17 protein-coding genes are annotated in these 17086 nt (G+C 62.0%); 7 read left to right on the plus strand and 10 right to left on the minus strand.

Features of this window, described 5'->3' with window-relative positions; translation table 11 throughout:
• Positions 1-12: 12 nt before the first annotated feature.
• From AC07UB_RS17960 to AC07UB_RS17980, 5 genes are all read right to left on the minus strand, one after another.
• Positions 13-981, minus strand: a complete 969-nt coding sequence (locus AC07UB_RS17960) for an SPFH domain-containing protein (protein ID WP_492790811.1) — start codon at positions 979-981, stop codon at positions 13-15.
• 162 nt (positions 982-1143) lie between these two features.
• Positions 1144-2178 carry a ferrochelatase gene (gene hemH, locus AC07UB_RS17965; RefSeq protein ID WP_492790812.1) on the minus strand — a complete coding sequence of 345 codons (1035 nt, stop codon included), beginning with the start codon at positions 2176-2178 and terminating at the stop codon, positions 1144-1146.
• 49 nt (positions 2179-2227) lie between these two features.
• On the minus strand, positions 2228-3322 hold the full coding sequence (locus AC07UB_RS17970; RefSeq protein WP_494654242.1) for a nickel/cobalt transporter: 1095 nt from the start codon (positions 3320-3322) through the stop codon (positions 2228-2230).
• Between the two features lie 143 nt (positions 3323-3465).
• Entirely contained in the window at positions 3466-4116 is a 651-nt protein-coding gene (locus tag AC07UB_RS17975; RefSeq protein WP_492792694.1) for a DUF1007 family protein, read from the minus strand.
• Positions 4117-4199: 83 nt separating this feature from the next.
• Positions 4200-6311: a M3 family metallopeptidase gene (locus AC07UB_RS17980; RefSeq protein WP_494654240.1), complete on the minus strand. Its 2112-nt coding sequence runs from the start codon at positions 6309-6311 to the stop codon at positions 4200-4202.
• A gap of 149 nt (positions 6312-6460) precedes the next feature.
• Here AC07UB_RS17980 and AC07UB_RS17985 point away from each other — a divergent pair, with 149 nt between their 5' ends.
• From AC07UB_RS17985 to AC07UB_RS18015, 7 genes are all read left to right on the plus strand, one after another.
• Positions 6461-6721: a hypothetical protein gene (locus AC07UB_RS17985; protein ID WP_492790816.1), complete on the plus strand. Its 261-nt coding sequence runs from the start codon at positions 6461-6463 to the stop codon at positions 6719-6721.
• Positions 6722-7356: 635 nt separating this feature from the next.
• The gene (locus tag AC07UB_RS17990; protein ID WP_492790817.1) at positions 7357-8499 is read left to right on the plus strand and encodes a type III PLP-dependent enzyme; all 1143 of its coding nucleotides are present in this window, start codon (positions 7357-7359) and stop codon (positions 8497-8499) included.
• Between the two features lie 169 nt (positions 8500-8668).
• Complete coding sequence (locus AC07UB_RS17995; RefSeq protein ID WP_492790818.1) at positions 8669-9271, plus strand: GNAT family N-acetyltransferase; 603 nt, start codon at positions 8669-8671, stop codon at positions 9269-9271.
• A 291-nt stretch (positions 9272-9562) separates the two neighbouring features.
• The gene (locus AC07UB_RS18000; protein WP_492790819.1) at positions 9563-9952 is read left to right on the plus strand and encodes a RidA family protein; all 390 of its coding nucleotides are present in this window, start codon (positions 9563-9565) and stop codon (positions 9950-9952) included.
• A 315-nt stretch (positions 9953-10267) separates the two neighbouring features.
• A complete protein-coding gene (locus AC07UB_RS18005) occupies positions 10268-10753 on the plus strand; it encodes a GreA/GreB family elongation factor (RefSeq protein WP_492790820.1) in 486 nt (161 codons plus the stop codon).
• Positions 10754-10764: 11 nt separating this feature from the next.
• Entirely contained in the window at positions 10765-11172 is a 408-nt protein-coding gene (gene rnk, locus AC07UB_RS18010; RefSeq protein WP_492792695.1) for a nucleoside diphosphate kinase regulator, read from the plus strand.
• Between the two features lie 171 nt (positions 11173-11343).
• Positions 11344-12741, plus strand: coding sequence for a homospermidine synthase (locus AC07UB_RS18015; RefSeq protein ID WP_494654757.1), 1398 nt, complete (start codon positions 11344-11346; stop codon positions 12739-12741).
• Between the two features lie 74 nt (positions 12742-12815).
• Here the strand turns inward: AC07UB_RS18015 and AC07UB_RS18020 are convergent, their stop codons facing one another.
• The 5 genes from AC07UB_RS18020 to AC07UB_RS18040 all read right to left on the minus strand — a co-directional run bounded on the left by AC07UB_RS18020 (position 12816) and on the right by AC07UB_RS18040 (position 17081).
• Complete coding sequence (locus AC07UB_RS18020; protein WP_492790821.1) at positions 12816-13151, minus strand: hypothetical protein; 336 nt, start codon at positions 13149-13151, stop codon at positions 12816-12818.
• A gap of 166 nt (positions 13152-13317) precedes the next feature.
• The gene (locus AC07UB_RS18025) at positions 13318-14040 is read right to left on the minus strand and encodes an MgtC/SapB family protein (protein ID WP_492792697.1); all 723 of its coding nucleotides are present in this window, start codon (positions 14038-14040) and stop codon (positions 13318-13320) included.
• Positions 14041-14056: 16 nt separating this feature from the next.
• Positions 14057-15076, minus strand: coding sequence for a WD40 repeat domain-containing protein (locus AC07UB_RS18030; protein WP_492792698.1), 1020 nt, complete (start codon positions 15074-15076; stop codon positions 14057-14059).
• Entirely contained in the window at positions 15076-16131 is a 1056-nt protein-coding gene (locus AC07UB_RS18035) for a CobW family GTP-binding protein (protein ID WP_492790822.1), read from the minus strand. Before AC07UB_RS18035 ends, AC07UB_RS18030 begins: the two co-directional genes overlap by 1 nt.
• A 50-nt stretch (positions 16132-16181) precedes the next feature.
• Positions 16182-17081 (minus strand): metal ABC transporter substrate-binding protein, encoded by a 900-nt coding sequence (locus AC07UB_RS18040; RefSeq protein ID WP_494654236.1) that lies wholly within the window; start codon positions 17079-17081, stop codon positions 16182-16184.
• Between the last annotated feature and the right edge of the window lie 5 nt (positions 17082-17086).

Here is a 17086-nt window from a genome sequence, read left to right on the forward strand (position 1 = left end):
CAGCCTTCCTGTTCAGGACTTGGTGTTCGGAACGGTCGGCGGGCGGCGCGGCGCGGACGCCGATCCACCTTCGCCGAACGTCGCCTTGGCAATCTCGGCAATGCCGCCGAGCGACGCCAGCATTCCCGTCGCTTCCAGCGGCAGCATGATGATCTTCTGGTTCGGCGATTCGGCCAGTTGCCCGAACGCCTTGATGTACTTGTCGGCGATGAAGTAGTTCAGCGCGGCGACGTCGCCGCTGGCAATGGAATTGCTGACCATTTGCGTCGCTTTCGCTTCGGCTTCTGCAGAGCGCTCACGCGCCTCGGCATCGCGAAACGCTGCTTCCTTGCGGCCTTCGGCCTGAAGAATCTGCGATTGCTTGGCGCCTTCCGCGCGCAGGATTTCGGACTGCCGCTGGCCTTCAGCCTGCAGAATGTCAGCGCGCTTGACGCGCTCGGCTTTCATTTGACGGCCCATTGCCTCGACGAGATCGGCCGGCGGCACGATATCCTTGATCTCGATGCGGTTGACCTTGAGGCCCCACGGCGAGACGGCGGCATCGACCACGCGCAGCAGCCGCTCGTTGATCTCGTCGCGATGCGACAGCACCTGATCGAGATCCATCGCGCCCATCACCGAACGGATGTTGGTCATGGTCAGCGTCACGATCGCCTGGTTGAGATTGGACACTTCGTAGCTCGCCTTGGCAGCGTCGAACACCTGATAGAACGCGACGCCGTCCACCGACACGGTGGCGTTGTCCCGGGTGATGACCTCCTGCTCCGGAATATCGATCACCTGTTCCATCATGTTCACCTTGCGGCCGACGCGGTCGAAATAAGGGATGATGATGTTGAGGCCGGGCTCCAGGGTGCGGGTGTATTTGCCGAACCGTTCGATGGTCCAGTCATAGCCTTGCGACACCGTCTTCACGCCGGCGAACAGCGTGAAGATCACAAGCAGAACAAGCGCAATCGCAAAAATATCGAAACCGGACATTGAAAGCTCCCTGATGAACCCGAAACGCGGCGTGTTGGGGCAGCCTAGCATGGACGTGCGACAGCCGCCCTGCTCTTGGTCGGCCAAAACAGGAGAATGGTTCGAGGGACAAGATCGCGATGGCCCGCATGGAGGCCAGAACCGGCGGCTTGGCCAGCCTCTTTATATCCAGCCTTGCAACTCGCGCAGCACGACCTGCCGGATCACGTCCATGCCCTCGTCGCTGTCGTTGAGGCAGGGAACGGCCGAGAAGTCCTGACCGCCGGCCTTGTGGAAAATCTCAGCGTTTTCCTGGGCAATTTCTTCAAGCGTCTCGAGGCAATCCGCCGAGAAGCCGGGCGTCACGACGGCAATCCGCCGCACCCCATCCTTGGCCAACCGTTCGATAGTCTTGTCGGTGTAGGGCTGCAACCACGCGGCATATCCGAAGCGCGACTGGAAGGTCAGCATCAGTTTCTTGTCGTCTAGTCCCATGCGCGCGCGCAGGGCATCCACCGTCGCGACGCACTGCGCCTGATACGGATCGCCCTTGTCGATGTAAGACTGCGGCATTCCGTGAAACGACGCCATGATCACATCCGGTGTGTAGGGCAACGTCGCCAGATGACGCTCGATCGAGACGGCGAGCGCATCGATATAGCACGGCTCGTCGTAGTACGGCGGCGTGAAGCGCACGGTCGGCTGCGCGCGCATGTCCTTCAGGGCGAGCGCCACCTTGTCCACCACCGTCGCCGAGGTCGACGCGGAATATTGCGGATAGAGCGGCATCACCAGAATTCGATCGCAGCCCTGCGCAGTCAGCGCATCGATACGCGACTTGATCGAGGGATTGCCGTAGCGCATCCCCCAGTCGACCACGACATGCTTCTGGTCCGAGATCGATGCGGCAAGCTTGTCGGATTGCGCGCGCGTGATGGTCTTCAGCGGCGACTCGTTCTTTTCGGTATTCCAGATTTTCAGATAGTCCTTCGCCTTTTTGGCGGGACGAACTTGCAACACGATGCCGTTGAGGATCACCTGCCAGATCAGCCCCTGATTTTCGATCACGCGCGGATCGGATAGGAACTCGCGCAGATACACGCGGACGCCCTTGGCGTCGGCGGTGTCGGGGGTGCCGAGGTTGACCAGCAGCACACCGACACGCGCGGGCGCTGCCTGTGGGGCCGGCCGATGCGCATCGAGTGGAACAACTGTCATGATGGTTTTGGCATCGCGCTTTGCCTCGTTGTTGTCAAGGCAGCGCACATCAGAAGCAGGTGACGCGTTCCGCGGCGATATATCCCAGCAGCAGGCCCACGCCGAAGATCAGCACCAGCGCCGCCGCGCCGAACTCGATGCCACGCAGCAATACTGCGCCGCCACCATCGCGGCCCGAAGCGATCCGCCCCGCGAGACCCTTGGCCGATACAGCGATGATCGCAATGGTTGAGACGGTGATCGCCGTGCCGAGCCCCATCAGCAAGGTCGCTGCGACACCGGCCCAGAACAATCCCTGCGCCAGCGCGAACACCAGCACCAGGATGGCGCCGGAACATGGCCGGATGCCTACCGTCAGCACCGCGCTGAGGCCACGCGCCCAGCCGCCGGGACCGGCGAGCTCGGCAGGCGTCGGGCCGTGCGAGTGGCCGCAGTGTTCGTCATGCACATGATCCGGATGACCATGATCATGGTGACCGTGATCGTGGTCGTGATGATGTGCGTGATCGTGGGCAACGCGCGCATGAGCAGCGTCGTGCGAATGCGCGGGCTGGTGATCGTGCGCATGATCATGGCCATGCGCATGCGCCATCGCAGGAACGAGTTGCGGCGTGGGCGCTCGCAACGACCGCAGCGCGCGGACAAATCCGCCGCCCTTGGTCCAGACCAGCCGCGCGCCGAAGGCGGCGATCAGGCCATAGCTCGCGATCTCGATGATGCGCTCGGCGCTGCACATCTGACCGGCGGTGACGTTCAAAACAGCCGCGCCGATACCGACGATCGCGATCGCCACCAGCGCCTGCATCAGGGCCGAGGCAAACGACAGCACGATTCCTCGTTTGGCGGTTTCCTCGTTGGCGACGAGATAGGACGAGATCACCGCCTTGCCGTGGCCAGGACCGGCGGCATGAAAGACGCCGTAGGCGAAGGAAATGCCGAGCAGCGCCCACACCGCGCTGCCATCGGTCTTGGCGGCGCGGATGGTCGCCGACATCTGGCGATAGAATTCGGATTGCTTGGCGAGCAGCCAGCCGACGATGCCGCCAACCTGAGAGTCGGGAACAGCACCCTTCGGCGCGCCGAACGGGTTCTGTGCCGCTGCCGCATGAAGAAGACCATCGAGGTAGAACGCGCCGACAAGCATCAACGAGACGACAGCGATTTTACACCAAGCGTCATTCCGGGATACGCCTCTTGGCGCAGGCCCGGAATCCATTCTTCCCATTGTGATTCTGGATTCCGGGTTCGCTCGCGTTGCTCGCGCCCCGGAATGACAAAACTCTGCCATCATTGCGGGCAATCCACGCTGATCTTGTTGGCGAACATTGCACCGTAGTTCGAATTGTCGCCGTTGAGGAACGTGTCCTCATTCATCTTCTGCGCCTGCGCGCTGCCGTCGCTCGGGCGCTGAACCGCCAGCTTGCAGTTGGCCGGCGCGCCGACCAGCGTGACCGGATCTTTCTCGTTCAACTGAAAATCGATGAAGTAAGCCGGATCGAACACTTCGAGCGCCAGCGCGGACGTCTTGAACGGCGTCTTGAACGGCAGCGTGAAGTGAAGCGTCAGCGCCGAGTCCTTGTATTCAAGATAGTAGTCGACCGGGTCGTTGAATTTCTCTTTCTTCTGGCTGCCAGTGGCGCCCGCCTTGGCGAACGTGAAGAACGCATATTCTTTCAACGATTCCACGTTGGTCTGCGCCAGCGCCGCCAGTTCCTCGCGGGTGTAGACGCCCTTGGTCTTCTGCTCCAGACCTTGCAGCGCATAGGTCGAGAACATGTCGTCGAAGGTCCAGGCGTGGCGCACGCCGGTGATCGACCCGTCGGGCGCGTAGACCAACTGGCTCTTGGCGACGATCCAGACATGCGGATGCGCCTGCGCGGCACCCGTGCCGAGTGCAAGCATCGCTACAAGACTCAGGCACTGAATGAGGCGACGCATGGTGGCGGTCATGAGCAATCTTTGATCTCTTGTTTGGGCATGATCTTTTCCGAAAACCGGTTCCCACTTTTCGGGATCATGCCCTATGCAGCTTCAGGTTCGTTGAGCAGGCCACGACGGCGCAGCAGCGCGTCCGGCTCCGGCTTGCGGCCACGGAAGGCGACATAGGCATCTTCCGGATCGCGCGATCCGCCCGACGAATAAATGTCGTCGTGCAGGCGTTTCGCCACCGCCGGGTCGAAGATGTCGTGGGCTTCCTCGAACGCGCCGAACGCATCCGCGTCCATCACCTCGGACCACATGTAGCTGTAGTAGCCCGACGCATAGTGATCGCCGGAGAAAATGTGGCCGAACTGCTGCGGCCGGTGACGCAGCGAAATCTCGGCGGGCATACCGATTTTATCGAGCTCCTGCTTCTCGAACGCACGCACGTCGGTGATCGAGGCCGCCGGCTGGGTGTGGAATTCGAGGTCCATCAGCGCGGAAGAAACGAATTCCACCGTGGCGAACCCCTGATTGAACTTGCGCGCGGCGATGAAGCGCTTGAGCAGATCTCCCGGCAGCGGTTCGCCGGTCTGGTAATGCCGCGCGAATTTCTGCAGCACCTCCGGCCGTTCCTGCCAGTGCTCGTAAAGCTGCGACGGCAGTTCGACGAAATCGGTGAACACGCTGGTGCCGGACAGCGACGGATACATCACGTTCGACAACATGCCGTGCAGGCCGTGGCCGAACTCGTGGAACAGCGTGCGGGCGTCATCGGGCGACAGCAGCGAGGGCTGGCCGTCGGTGCCTTTCGAGAAATTGCAGACGTTGATGATCAGGGGCGCGACATCGCCGTCGAGCTTCTGCTGGTCGCGCAGCGAGGTCATCCACGCGCCCGAGCGCTTCGAGGGCCGCGCGAAGTAGTCGCCGTAGAACAGCGCCTTGTGATTCCCCTTGGCGTCCTTCACCTCCCACACCCGCACGTCCGGATGCCAGACAGGCACATCCTTGCGCTCGGTGAAGGTCAGGCCGAACAGCCGCGTCGCGCAGTCGAACGCGGCGTCGATCATGTGGTCGAGCGCCAGATACGGCTTGATCGCGGCGTCGTCGAAATTGGCGCGGCGCTGGCGCAGCTTCTCGGCGTAGTAGCGCCAGTCCCAGGCGGCGAGCTTGAAGTTGCCGCCCTCCTCCGCGATCAGCCCCTGCAAGGCGTCGCGGTCGGCCATCGCACGGGCCCGCGCCGGCTTCCAGACCCGCTCAAGGAGGCCGCGGACGGCCTCCGGGGTCTTGGCCATGGAGTCTTCAAGACGGTAGGCGGCGAAGCTCGGATAACCGAGCAGCTTCGCCCGCTCCTCGCGCAACCTCAAAACCTCGAGGATGATCGCGCTGTTGTCGTTGTCGTTCCGGTTGTCGCCACGGGCGGTGAAGGCCTTGAAGACCTTCTCGCGCAGGTCGCGGCGGCTGGAATCCTTCAGAAACGGCTCGACGAAGGACCGCGACAGCGTCACCACCATCTTGCCGGGCTGGCCGCGCTCTTCCGCAGCAGCCTTGGCGGCGGCGACGAAGCTGGCAGGCAGACCGGCGAGATCGTCTGCGCCAAGCTCCATGGTCCAGTCCTGCTCGTCGCCGAGCAGATGGTGGCTAAACGAGGTCGCCAGATGCGCCAGCCGCTCGTTGATTTCCGCCGTCCGCGCCTTGGCGGCCTCGGAGAGGCCAGCGCCGGCGCGGTGGAAGCCGGTCCAGGTCCGCTCCAGCAGCCGCGCCTGCTCCGGCGTCAGCTTGAGCGAGGCGGCCTTGTCGTGGAGCTTCGAGACGCGGGCGAACAGCTTGGCGTCCATGGTGATCGGATTCCAGTGCCGCGCCATTCTGAGCGCCACCTCGGTCTCGATCTTGAGAAGCTCCGGATTGGAGTGCGCCGAGACCAGATCGTAGAACACGCCCGCCACCCTGGAGAGCAGCTTGCCCGCGCGCTCCTGCGCCGTGATGGTGTTCTCGAACGTGGGCTCCGCAGGATCGGCCTTGATGGCCTCGATCTCCGCCGAATGGTCGGCGAAGGCCTTGTCGAAGGCAGGCAGGAAATGCTCGGGCCGGATGTCGGTAAAAGGCGGCGTCTCGAACGGGGTCCGCCAGGCCGCCAGCAGTGGGTTGGCGTGAGATGAGGACGCGGCGTCGGCAGGCTTGGCGACAGGGGAAGACTTGGCGGCTTCTGACATGTGAACCTTTATGCAGGCCTTCTTGGAGCCTTAATTGCAGCGATTTTCCGGACTTCTGTATATCATCCGGTGAGGCTTTTTTACGCCTTTACGGCTTGATTGAGACGACGATTTCGCAGAGATTGCCGCCCGAACGGGATCACAAAGTCATGAATGCCAAGAAGCTCGAAGCCAATGCCCGCGAAATCGCGTGGCCCAGTGTCGTCACCGTCATCAGCGCCGCCATCCTGATCGGCGCCGAGGTGTTCGGCGCGGCTTTTGCCGGCGGCTGGGCGCTCGCGATCCTGTTCGGCCTCAGCGACACCGGCGCTCACATCGTCCAGATCGTGCTCTTCCTGATCGGAGTCGCCATCATGATTGCGTTCGTGCGCGGCGCTCAGCGCGTCGAGCCGTTTACCCGCAAGATCTGAGACTGCACGCGCGTTGAAAACTTAACGCGCGTTCATCTTTCCTCGCCGTTCGTTAATGCCCGCGCGACATTTCGATCACGCGCTGGGGAAACTTGCCTCGCGGGCAAAAAAATACTTGCACCACCGAGTCAAAACTCATATTTCACCCTTGCCCAATTTCGCACGTGCCTGTGGTCGTGTGTCAGTCGGTAGGTATCCGGACAAGAGGCCGGACAGCCGCCAAGGGACGAAGAAGCCGAGGGTCGCTTAGGTCAGTCTGGACTTAAGAGGCCAGCATCTCTCTCCAGGGATGCCGTTGAAGGCGACTTTGCTCCTTGCAACCGTGACTGGCAGCCGGAGGCGAACCGGCGCACCCCGCTCTCAACGGGGGACGCGACTTAAAGCAACGACGGATCGGGCTTTTTTGGTCTCTGTTGGCTTTCCACCAGCCAGCGCGAATACCGAAGAGGCTTGTCCTTCATTGCCAGGTGTGCGGGCGGGAGCTTTCCCAACCAATCCACGGCAGCACAGTTTGGTCTGAGTGTTATGGCTTCGGTCGCGCCTCCATCGCGTGACAGCCAAAGCGCTCATATCCGACATCATTTTTTGGACGGTTCATCGCCAGATCGTTTGGCAGGGCCGTTTGGGAGAGTGCTATGACCGATCGTATCCAGGAATTCCTGCGCAACCGCCGCAGCGAGGGCCTCGACACCGAGCCATGTCTCGTCGTCGACCTCGAAGTCGTGCGCGACAACTACCAGACCTTCGCGAAGGCGCTCCCTGACTCACGCGTGTTCTACGCGGTGAAGGCGAACCCGTCGCCGGAGGTGCTGTCGCTGCTGGCCTCGATGGGCTCGTGCTTCGACACCGCGACCGTCGCCGAAATCGAGATGGCGCTGGCTGCCGGTGCGACGCCCGATCGCATCTCCTATGGCAACACGATCAAGAAAGAGCGGGACATCGCGCGCGCCTTCGCGCTCGGCATTCGCCTGTTCGCAGTCGACTGCTCGGCCGAAGTCGAGAAGATCGCCCGTGCCGCGCCCGGCGCGAAGGTGTTCTGCCGCATTCTTTATGACTGCGCAGGCGCCGAGTGGCCGCTGTCGCGCAAGTTCGGTTGCGACCCGGAAATGGCAGTCGACGTTCTCGACCTCGCCAAGCGTCTTGGCCTGGAGCCGGTGGGCATTTCGTTCCACGTCGGTTCGCAGCAGCGCAAGGTGAAGGCGTGGGATCGCGCGCTGGCGATGGCCTCGACGGTGTTCCGTGACTGCGCCGAGCGTGGGATCAACCTGTCCATGGTCAACATGGGCGGCGGATTCCCGACGAAGTACCTCAAGGACGTTCCTCCTGTCGTGCAGTACGGCCGGTCGATCTTCCGTGCGCTTCGCAAGCACTTCGGCAACCAGATCCCGGAGACCATCATCGAGCCGGGCCGGGGCATGGTCGGCAACGCGGGCATCATCGAGACGGAAGTCGTTCTGATCTCCAAGAAGAGTGACGACGACGAGAACCGTTGGGTCTATCTCGACATCGGCAAGTTCGGCGGCCTCGCCGAGACGATGGACGAGTCGATCCGCTACGCGATCAAGACGCCGCACGACGGCGCGGATATGGCTCCGTGCATTCTCGCCGGCCCGACCTGCGACTCGGCCGACGTGCTGTACGAGAAGGTGCCGTACCCGCTGCCCGTCACGCTCGAGATCGGCGACAAGCTGCTGATCGAAGGCACGGGTGCGTATACGTCGACCTACTCGTCGGTGGCTTTCAACGGTATCCCGCCGCTGAAGACCTACCACATCTGATCGCTGCGCCAGATGCGCTAGCAAAAGTGGGAACCGGTTTTGCGCCCGAGCGCATCCGGTTCTTTCGAGAGAACGGAAGCCGGTCCGCCGGCTTCCATCCCGTCACATCGCGATTTTGCTGACAACACTCCGCGGACGCTTGTCCGTTTGGAGTGGGGACTGACGTGCCATGACTGCTGTTTGGAAAAAGACCACCGCCCTCACCACCGACGCTGCTCCGTTCGCGATCCGTGCGGAGCGGGCCTCGGACGTCGTTGCGCGTGAAGCGCTGCTGGATGCGTGCTTCGGCGAAGGCCGTCATGCGCGCACCTGTCAGCGACTGCGCGACGGACGTGCGCCCGCCGAAGGCCTCGCCTTCTCCGCGGTGCATGAAGGGCGCGTGGTCGGTACCGTGCGGTTGTGGCACGTCAGCGCCGGTGGCATTCCGGCGCTGGTGCTCGGCCCGCTGGCCGTTGAAGCCTCCTGCCGCAAGCTCGGCGTCGGCGCGGCGCTGATGACGCACGCGCTGGCGGCCGCGAAGGCGCGCGGCCACGGCGCCGTCATCCTGCGCGGCGATGCGGCCTATTACGCCCGCTTCGGCTTCTCAGCCGAGACAACCGGCGAACTGTCACTGCCCGGCCCGTTCGAGCGCGACCGGCTGCTGGCGGTCGAACTGCGTGAGGGCGCGCTGGACGAAGCTTGGGGCATGATCGTGGCCACCGGCATGAAGGCGCGGACGCCCCGCGCCAAGACGGGCGGGAAAACCCGCCGGCTTGCGCTCCGCGCAGCGTGATCGGTCACGCCATGAACAAACCGTCGCGAGTGAGGGCCATGATGATGCTCCTTTTTGCTTTTCAGCTTTCAACCGATCTGTTCCGGCGCTGGTGGCGTTCGCCGACGCGGCGTCCGGTTCTCAGCGCGATCCGCATCTCGACGAGAACGCCACGGCGCAACTAAACCGCAGCCTGGCGGGTTTTAACGGGCCCGATTTGGACCCTCTATAGCCGCTTGATTTGAGCGCCAAGACGCGGCATTGCGTGGGCTTCAAACTCGCGCGCAATGCCGCTTTTATGAGGTTCACGACATGACCCGCCGCCTGATTTCATCCGGATCGCCGTTCGAGAAAATCGCGGGCTACAGCCGCGCCGTCGTCGATGGCGACTTCTGCTTCGTCGCCGGCACCACGGGCTATGATCCCGTTACGAAAGTCCTGCCCGAAGACGTCGCCGAACAGACGCGCAATTGCTTCAAAGTCATCGGCACTGCGCTGAAGGAAGGCGGCTTCGAGATGGCCGACCTCGTCCGCGCGACCTATTACGTGACCGACGCCAAGGACTTCGACGCGGTGTTCGCCGTGTGCGGAGAAACGCTCGGCGATATCCGTCCGGCGGCAACGATCGTTGCGGTCTCCGCCCTCTACAAGCCGGAGATGAAGGTCGAGATCGAAGTCACGGCGAAGCGCCGCTCGGCCTGACGCAGGGCAGCACCTTACGCGCTGGAACGCCTGACGTCATATCGGATGAAATTCACCAGGATGTTGGCTCGTATGCGAGCCAACATGTCGCAGTTGGTCCGTTGACTTTCCTGCCGGCCACCCTAGCTTAAGATCATCATGTCGAACATTTGCAATAACCGCTTGCTGCTTCACGCAGGTCGCCTTCAAACCCGAAGGTGACCCGGGCGGACGCGCGTCCGCGCCGTCCCGGGTTATTGCTGTTCCCCTCTCCCAACTGAAGATTGAAGACGCTCGGCATCCACGATGCCGCGGCGTCGCGTTGCGAGGCGCATCATGATGTCGAATTCCATTCCGCCGGTCAGCATCGCCTCCGGCGATCTTCGCCCGCTCAAGCAGGTAGCGGTACAGGCCGTCAACAGCCGCCATCCGATCGGACAATTCCTGTTGTCCGAACTGGATCGCGCGACCGTTTACGATCCATCTGCCGTGCCGTCGCGATCCGTTCGTCTGAACGAATGGGTGACGTTTCGCGCGGATGACGGAGAACCTCTTGAAAGCCGCGTTCTCGTTCTGCCCGGCGACTTCCGGAACAATCAGATGCATCTCTCCGTCTTGTCGCCGCTTGGCGCAGCGCTTGTCGGGCTCCATGCCGGTGCCCGTATCCGCTACGCCGGAATTGATGGCGTGAAGCACACCGCCACGGTGGAAAATCTCGATCCGCCGGCCGGGGTGGTTTCGCTTTTGCAGCGCCGGGACATGAAGAATTTCGCCCGCGCCAACGAAGAAAACCCCGACCCTTCCGGTCCCACAGCAGCTTGACGGTGAATATGATGATCAGCCACCTGCAACCACAACTTCCGCCAATTTCCTTGCGCCTGTCCGACATCGATCGGCTGCGAAATCTCGCGGAAGCGGCGGCCATGAAATATCCGCAGACGACCGATTTTCTCGCGCGCGAGATCGAGCGCGCCGAGGTGCTGCCTGACGCCCGCGTTCTGCCCGGACTTGTGACGATGAATTCCGACGTCACGTTCCGCGACGACATCAGCACGCAGGAGCGAACCGTGACTCTGGTGTATCCAGAGGCTGCGGATGTCGAGACCGGGAAGATTTCCATTCTGACCCCGATCGGCGCGGCGCTGATCGGTCTGTCCGCGGGACAGACCATCGAGTTCCAGACGCCGGGCGGCCGTTGGCGCTCCCTGACCGTGCTCAAGGCCTATCCGTCGCACGACTGATGGCCGCTGAAGCGCGGTTTCAAGACCGTTTTATGAAAAGCTGACGCCAAAGCGGCGTTGCCGTCCCCCCCAAGTTGCCGTAGGTCTTCGCGGCAGCATGTCCCTGTCTGATCTGGAGTTACTATCTTGAGCACAAGCCCTGTTCACGCGCGCATCAGCGGCCCGATCGTCATGGTCGGCTTCGGCTCTATCGGCAAAGGTACGCTGCCGCTGATCGAGCGGCACCTCGACTACGACAGGTCGCGCATCACGGTGATCGATCCCAAGGATGAAGGCCGCAAGGCGCATTGCGAGAAGCACAATGTGCGCTTCATCCAGCAGGGCCTAACCAAGGACAATTACCGCGAACTGCTGACTCCGCTGCTTACCGAAGGCGGTGGCCAGGGTTTCTGCGTCAACCTTTCAGTCGACACCGGTTCTACCGACATCATGGAGCTCTGCAACGAGCTCGGCGCGCTCTATATCGACACGGTCAATGAACCCTGGCTCGGCTTCTATTTCGATGCGTCGAAGGGGCCGGAAGCGCGTTCCAACTACGCCCTGCGCGAGAATACGCTGGCCGCAAAGAAGGCCCGTCCCGCAGGCTCGACGACGGCCGTGTCGTGCTGTGGCGCCAACCCTGGCATGGTCTCGTTCTTCGTCAAGCAGGCCCTGCTGAATGTGGCCTCTGACCTCAAGCTCAACGCCCCTAAACCGAAGACAAAGGGCGAATGGGCGGACCTGATGCGCCAGGCCGGCATCAAAGGCATCCACATCGCCGAACGCGATACCCAGCGCTCGAAGAAACCGAAAGAGCCGGACGTATTCGTCAACACGTGGTCGGTGGAAGGCTTCCTGTCGGAAGGCGTGCAGCCGTCCGAACTCGGCTGGGGCACCCACGAAAAGTGGATGCCTGAAAACGCACACACGCACGAAGCCGGCTGCGGCGCGGCGATTTATCTGATGCAGCCCGGCGCCAACACGCGCGTGCGCACCTGGTGTCCGACCCGCGGCGCGCAATACGGTTTCCTCGTCACCCACAACGAGTCAATCTCGATCTCCGACTATTTCACGGTGCGCGACGCGTCAGACAAGGTCATCTATCGGCCGACTTGCCACTATGCCTATCACCCAGCAGATGATGCGGTACTCTCGCTGCACGAAATGTTCGGTCGCGCCGCTAAGGCGCAGGAGAAGCATCACATCCTTGATGAAAACGAGATTGTCGATGGCATCGATGAGCTTGGCGTGCTGCTCTACGGCCACGACAACAACGCTTACTGGTACGGCTCGCAGCTCTCCATCGAGGAAACGCGGAAACTCGCTCCCTATCAGAACGCCACTGGCCTGCAGGTGACCTCGGCCGTACTCGGCGGCATGGTGTGGGCGTTGGAGAATCCGACCGCCGGCATCGTCGAAGCCGACGAGATGGATTTCGACCGCCTGCTTGAAATCCAGAGACCGTATCTCGGACCGGTGAAGGGCCACTATACCGACTGGACCCCGCTGACAGATCGTCCGGGACTGTTTCCGGAAGACATCGACACCAGCGATCCATGGCAGTTCCGGAATGTTCTGGTGCGGTGGTAACAGCGCCAGTCCACGGACACGCATAGGAAAAGGCCGGACACATGTCCGGCCTTTTTGTTTTGAACGCGTAACTTTTACTTCTTGATCGGCTCACCCATCTTCTCGGCCGGTGCTGGCGGAAGCGCTGCCTTTGAGCCAGCCTTCTGGGCATCGGCATCGGGACGCGCCGGCTCCGGTGCGGGAGTTGTGGGCCGCGTCCCGCCCGGCGTGGATTCAGCCGGCCCATCGGTCTTGCCGGCCGGCACGGAGGGTTGCGAGTCCGACGGTTGCGTCGCCTGCGCCAGATGGATTTCGCCGCGCGATGCCAATTGCATCAGGGAAATTCCCGACAGCGTCAATCCGGCGGTGACCAGCAACGCGGACAGAAGAAAGTCGGTTCGTCTGGCTTTTCGTTTTTCGTCTGGAGTCATCTCTGCACCCGTTCGTCGCCCAATGGAAAGGCAACGGACCGTCAGAGCGAAGGTTCCTGTTTTCACACGCGTGCGTGATGTCGCACTCAATGAATTGTGAATGACGACACGGAACCGGCGCATCAACGACGACGAATAGATGTCGCTTTCGCGCTATTGCGCCGTTTCAATCCTTCGTACTCGTGCTGACGTCCCATGTCGCATGACGCACGCCCGGACGCCGCGCCAGATCGGTTGCGACGGCATCGAGTTCCTTGGCTTCGACGGCAGTGCTGACCAGCGTGGCGACGATCTCCACGACGCCCTCCGCGCGATCGATGACGTTGACATCGCTCACCGGATACTTTGCCGCTTCAAGTTTTTCGACCAGAAGCTCGCGCAAATCGCTCAGCGCTGCCGCATCTACCGTGAGCATGAACTCGTAGGTCGCCTCCGATGCGCGCGCGTCCAGCGGGCTGCGGTTGATAGCATTCACCAGTGGGCGCAGCAGCGTGTTGCCCGCAAGGACGAACACCGTGAGCGCGGCTGCCTGCGCGATCATGTCGGCACCTGCACAGGAACCGACGGCTGCCGAACCCCACAGCGTCGCAGCCGTATTCAGGCCGCGCACGTTCATGCCTTCCTTCATGATGACGCCGGCGCCCAGAAAGCCGATGCCGGATACGACGTAGGCGATGACGCGTACCGCGCCGTCCTGACCGGTCAGATGCATCGCAAGATCGACAAAGGCCGCGGCGCTGACAGCGACCAGCACATTGGTTCTGAGACCGGCCGTGCGCAGGCGATATTGCCGCTCGGCCCCGATCAAGGTGCCCAGCACAAATGCCGCCGTCAGACTGGCAAGGGTGTCCAAAAAATCTAAAGTCTGAAAGGTCGTCAGGAAGCGCATGACGCCTGAATACTCACTACAGGTTGAGCAGTCCAGCATCGCCGTCCTCGGCCGCGAAAGCGAGCAGCGATCCCTTTGCATTCCATGCCAGCGCCGCCACCGGCTCGCCGGCGTTTTTACGCACAAGGATCTCCGCACCGTCCTCAATGCGGACCATCAGGATGGTGCCATCGCTGTAGCCGACCGCGAAGATGTCGTCCTTCGGATGGCAGGCCACCACCGTCGCCTTCGCTTGCAACGGGGCAAGCATCAACGGCTCCTTGCCCATCGGGCCGTCCTTGCTCGCGAATGGCCACAGGATCACGCTGTCCGAACCGGAGGTGGCGAGAAATTTTCCGCCGACGCTCCATGACATCGAGCGCACCCGCGCCGGGTATCCGGTCATCCGCATGTGCCGCGAGTCGGCCAGCCGCCAGCCATGCAGCGCGGATTCGTGCATCGAAGTGACGAGAAACCTGTTGTCGGCGCTGAAGATGACGCCGAGATGCGATCCCTTCCATTCCAGGAATTCCGGCTTGGCGCCCATGTTGGGAAACCACAGCGTCACGCCGTTGTAATGCGCGACCGCGAGCCGGACGCCTTTCGGCGCGAACGCCAGCCCGCCGACGGTCGACGGCACATCGAGCGTTTTCTCCTCGCCTTTCGGCGCGCGGACGAAAGTCGTCTTCCCGGCGGACCACGCCACCGCGCCGTCGGCATGGAGCGCCACGTTGTCGATCCAGCGGCGCTTGGCATCAGTCGCCAGCGTCTCGACGTTTGATTTGGCGTCGATGGAGACCAGTTTGCCGTCGTCGCCGCCCATGATGATGCGTTTGCCGTCCGATGCCGAACACAGAATGCCGCCGCCATGAACAGCGACAGATTTCGCGTCGTCTTCGCCGTTCGTAAACGTAACGGTTTCTTCCGCGCCGACGAACGCTGCGACCTCGCCGAGGAAATGCACGGCCGTCGCGGGCGCCGCGAGCGCTACCTTGGTGACGCGATCGGTGACGGAAACGATGGAGGCCGTCTCAGGGGCCGGATTGAACTCTTTCATCACGCGATGGTTTTCTCGAACCCGTCACGAATGGCCTGCTCGGGCAACTCGCGACCGATGAAAACGAGACGGCTTTCACGCGCCTCGTCTTTCTTCCATTTCCGCTGATGGTCGCCCTCCAGCATCATATGCACGCCCTGAAATACATAGCGATCGTCATCGCCCTTGAACGACAGGATGCCCTTGGAGCGCAGGATCTTCTCGCCATCCTTGGCGACCAGTTCCTGCAGCCATGGCATGAATTTGGTGGGATCGATCGGCTTGTCGGTGCGCAGCGATAGCGACTGCATATCCTCGTCATGATAGTGCTTCAGACCACCGTGCGCGTGGCCGTGATCATGATGATCGTGGCCATGATGGTCGTGGTGGTGATGATCGTGGTCATGGTCATGACCGCCGTCCTCGAGAAACTCCGGTTCAATTTCCAGAATGCGGTCGAGATCGAACGCGCCGCGCTCCAGCACGTCCGACAGTTTCACCTGCGCACGCTCGGTCCGGTGCAGGGTCGCGTATGGATTGATCGCGCGAATGCGGGCCTCGACCTCGGCCAGCTCAGCCTTGCTCACGAGATCGGTTTTGTTCAGCACGATGACGTCGGCGAACGCGATCTGGTTCTTGGCCTCCGGGGCATCCTTGAGCCGGTCGCTCAGCCACTTTGCATCAGCCACGGTCACCACCGCGTCGAGCATGGTCTTCTCGCGGACCTCTTCATCGACGAAGAAGGTCTGCGCCACCGGCGCGGGATCGGCGAGGCCCGTCGTCTCGAGAATGATGGCGTCGAACTTGCCTTTTCGTTTCATCAACCCGTCGATGATGCGAACGAGGTCGCCGCGGACCGTGCAACAGACGCAGCCGTTGTTCATCTCGAACACTTCTTCATCCGCGCCGATGATGAGGTCGTTGTCGATCCCGATCTCGCCGAATTCGTTGACGATCACGGCGTATTTCTTGCCGTGGTTTTCGGACAGGATGCGATTCAGCAGCGTGGTCTTCCCGGCGCCGAGATAGCCGGTCAGAACGGTCACAGGGATTTTGGTGGCAGCGGCTTCAGACATGGAATCTCCAGGCAATCAATCGCGCGCCCGGCGGCGGGGTGGCCCCTGCCCTAGCTCGAAAGCGCGCTGGTCAGGGCCTTTATATTGTGCCGGACCATATCAATGTAAGTGGGGGCTGACCCCTTTTCGTCAGTCAAACTGTCCGAATAGAGCGTTCCGCCGATATTCGCCCCGGTCTCGGAGGCAATCCGGCGCATCAGCCGCGGATCGCTGACATTTTCCAGAAAAACAGCCGGAATTTTCTGCTTTTTGATCTGAGTGATAATGGCCGCGATGTCCCGGGCGCTGGGTTCGGATTCGGTCGAGACGCCCTGCGGCGCGATGAATTTGATGCCGTAGGCCACCGCAAAATAGCCGAAGGCATCGTGGGTCGAGATCACGCTGCGGCGTTCCGGCGGGATTTTCGCTATCGCCTCGCGGACGTCCCGATCAAGCGCATCGAGTTTTGACAGGTAAGCCGCGGCATTGGCCTTGTAGGCATCAGCACCGGCAGGATCAGCCGTCATCAACGCATCGCGGATATTGCCGACATAGACCTTCGCGTTGGCCACCGATTGCCAGGCGTGTGGGTCCGCGTCTTCGCCAGCGTGGCCATGATCGTGGCCGCCGCCTTCGATCTTGCGTGTCGCGATTCCCTTCGTGGCAACGACCGTCGCGGCCTTGCTGCCGGACGATTTGACCAGACGCGGCAACCAGCCTTCCAGTCCCAGCCCGTTGACAATCACGAGTTTCGCATCGGTGATCTTTTTCGCGTCGGACGGCGTCGGCGTATAGACGTGGGTGTCGCTGTTGGGACCAACCAGCGTCGTCACGCTGACGCGGTCGCCGCCGACATTTTTCGCAAAATCTCCGAGGATCGAGAACGTCGCAACCACATTGAGCCGCTCCTGGGCCTGCACCGGGCTCAAGGCCGAGAACATGGTAACGGCAAGGATCAGAAACAAACGCATGGTTT

The sequence above is a fragment of the Afipia sp. GW821-FHT04G03 genome (assembly GCF_059419985.1).

Excerpts from the sequence above, each read along its gene's own strand:
- AC07UB_RS17960 (WP_492790811.1), bottom strand. The coding sequence starts at position 981 with ATGTCCGGTTTCGATATTTTTGCGATTGCGCTTGTTCTGCTTGTGATC.
- hemH (WP_492790812.1), bottom strand. The coding sequence starts at position 2,178 with ATGACAGTTGTTCCACTCGATGCGCATCGGCCGGCCCCACAGGCAGCG.
- AC07UB_RS17970 (WP_494654242.1), bottom strand. The coding sequence starts at position 3,322 with ATGCTTGTCGGCGCGTTCTACCTCGATGGTCTTCTTCATGCGGCAGCG.
- AC07UB_RS17975 (WP_492792694.1), bottom strand. The coding sequence starts at position 4,116 with ATGCGTCGCCTCATTCAGTGCCTGAGTCTTGTAGCGATGCTTGCACTC.
- AC07UB_RS17980 (WP_494654240.1), bottom strand. The coding sequence starts at position 6,311 with ATGTCAGAAGCCGCCAAGTCTTCCCCTGTCGCCAAGCCTGCCGACGCC.
- AC07UB_RS17985 (WP_492790816.1), top strand. The coding sequence starts at position 6,461 with ATGAATGCCAAGAAGCTCGAAGCCAATGCCCGCGAAATCGCGTGGCCC.
- AC07UB_RS17990 (WP_492790817.1), top strand. The coding sequence starts at position 7,357 with ATGACCGATCGTATCCAGGAATTCCTGCGCAACCGCCGCAGCGAGGGC.
- AC07UB_RS17995 (WP_492790818.1), top strand. The coding sequence starts at position 8,669 with ATGACTGCTGTTTGGAAAAAGACCACCGCCCTCACCACCGACGCTGCT.
- AC07UB_RS18000 (WP_492790819.1), top strand. The coding sequence starts at position 9,563 with ATGACCCGCCGCCTGATTTCATCCGGATCGCCGTTCGAGAAAATCGCG.
- AC07UB_RS18005 (WP_492790820.1), top strand. The coding sequence starts at position 10,268 with ATGATGTCGAATTCCATTCCGCCGGTCAGCATCGCCTCCGGCGATCTT.
- rnk (WP_492792695.1), top strand. The coding sequence starts at position 10,765 with ATGATCAGCCACCTGCAACCACAACTTCCGCCAATTTCCTTGCGCCTG.
- AC07UB_RS18015 (WP_494654757.1), top strand. The coding sequence starts at position 11,344 with ATGGTCGGCTTCGGCTCTATCGGCAAAGGTACGCTGCCGCTGATCGAG.
- AC07UB_RS18020 (WP_492790821.1), bottom strand. The coding sequence starts at position 13,151 with ATGACTCCAGACGAAAAACGAAAAGCCAGACGAACCGACTTTCTTCTG.
- AC07UB_RS18025 (WP_492792697.1), bottom strand. The coding sequence starts at position 14,040 with ATGCGCTTCCTGACGACCTTTCAGACTTTAGATTTTTTGGACACCCTT.
- AC07UB_RS18030 (WP_492792698.1), bottom strand. The coding sequence starts at position 15,076 with ATGAAAGAGTTCAATCCGGCCCCTGAGACGGCCTCCATCGTTTCCGTC.
- AC07UB_RS18035 (WP_492790822.1), bottom strand. The coding sequence starts at position 16,131 with ATGTCTGAAGCCGCTGCCACCAAAATCCCTGTGACCGTTCTGACCGGC.
- AC07UB_RS18040 (WP_494654236.1), bottom strand. The coding sequence starts at position 17,081 with ATGCGTTTGTTTCTGATCCTTGCCGTTACCATGTTCTCGGCCTTGAGC.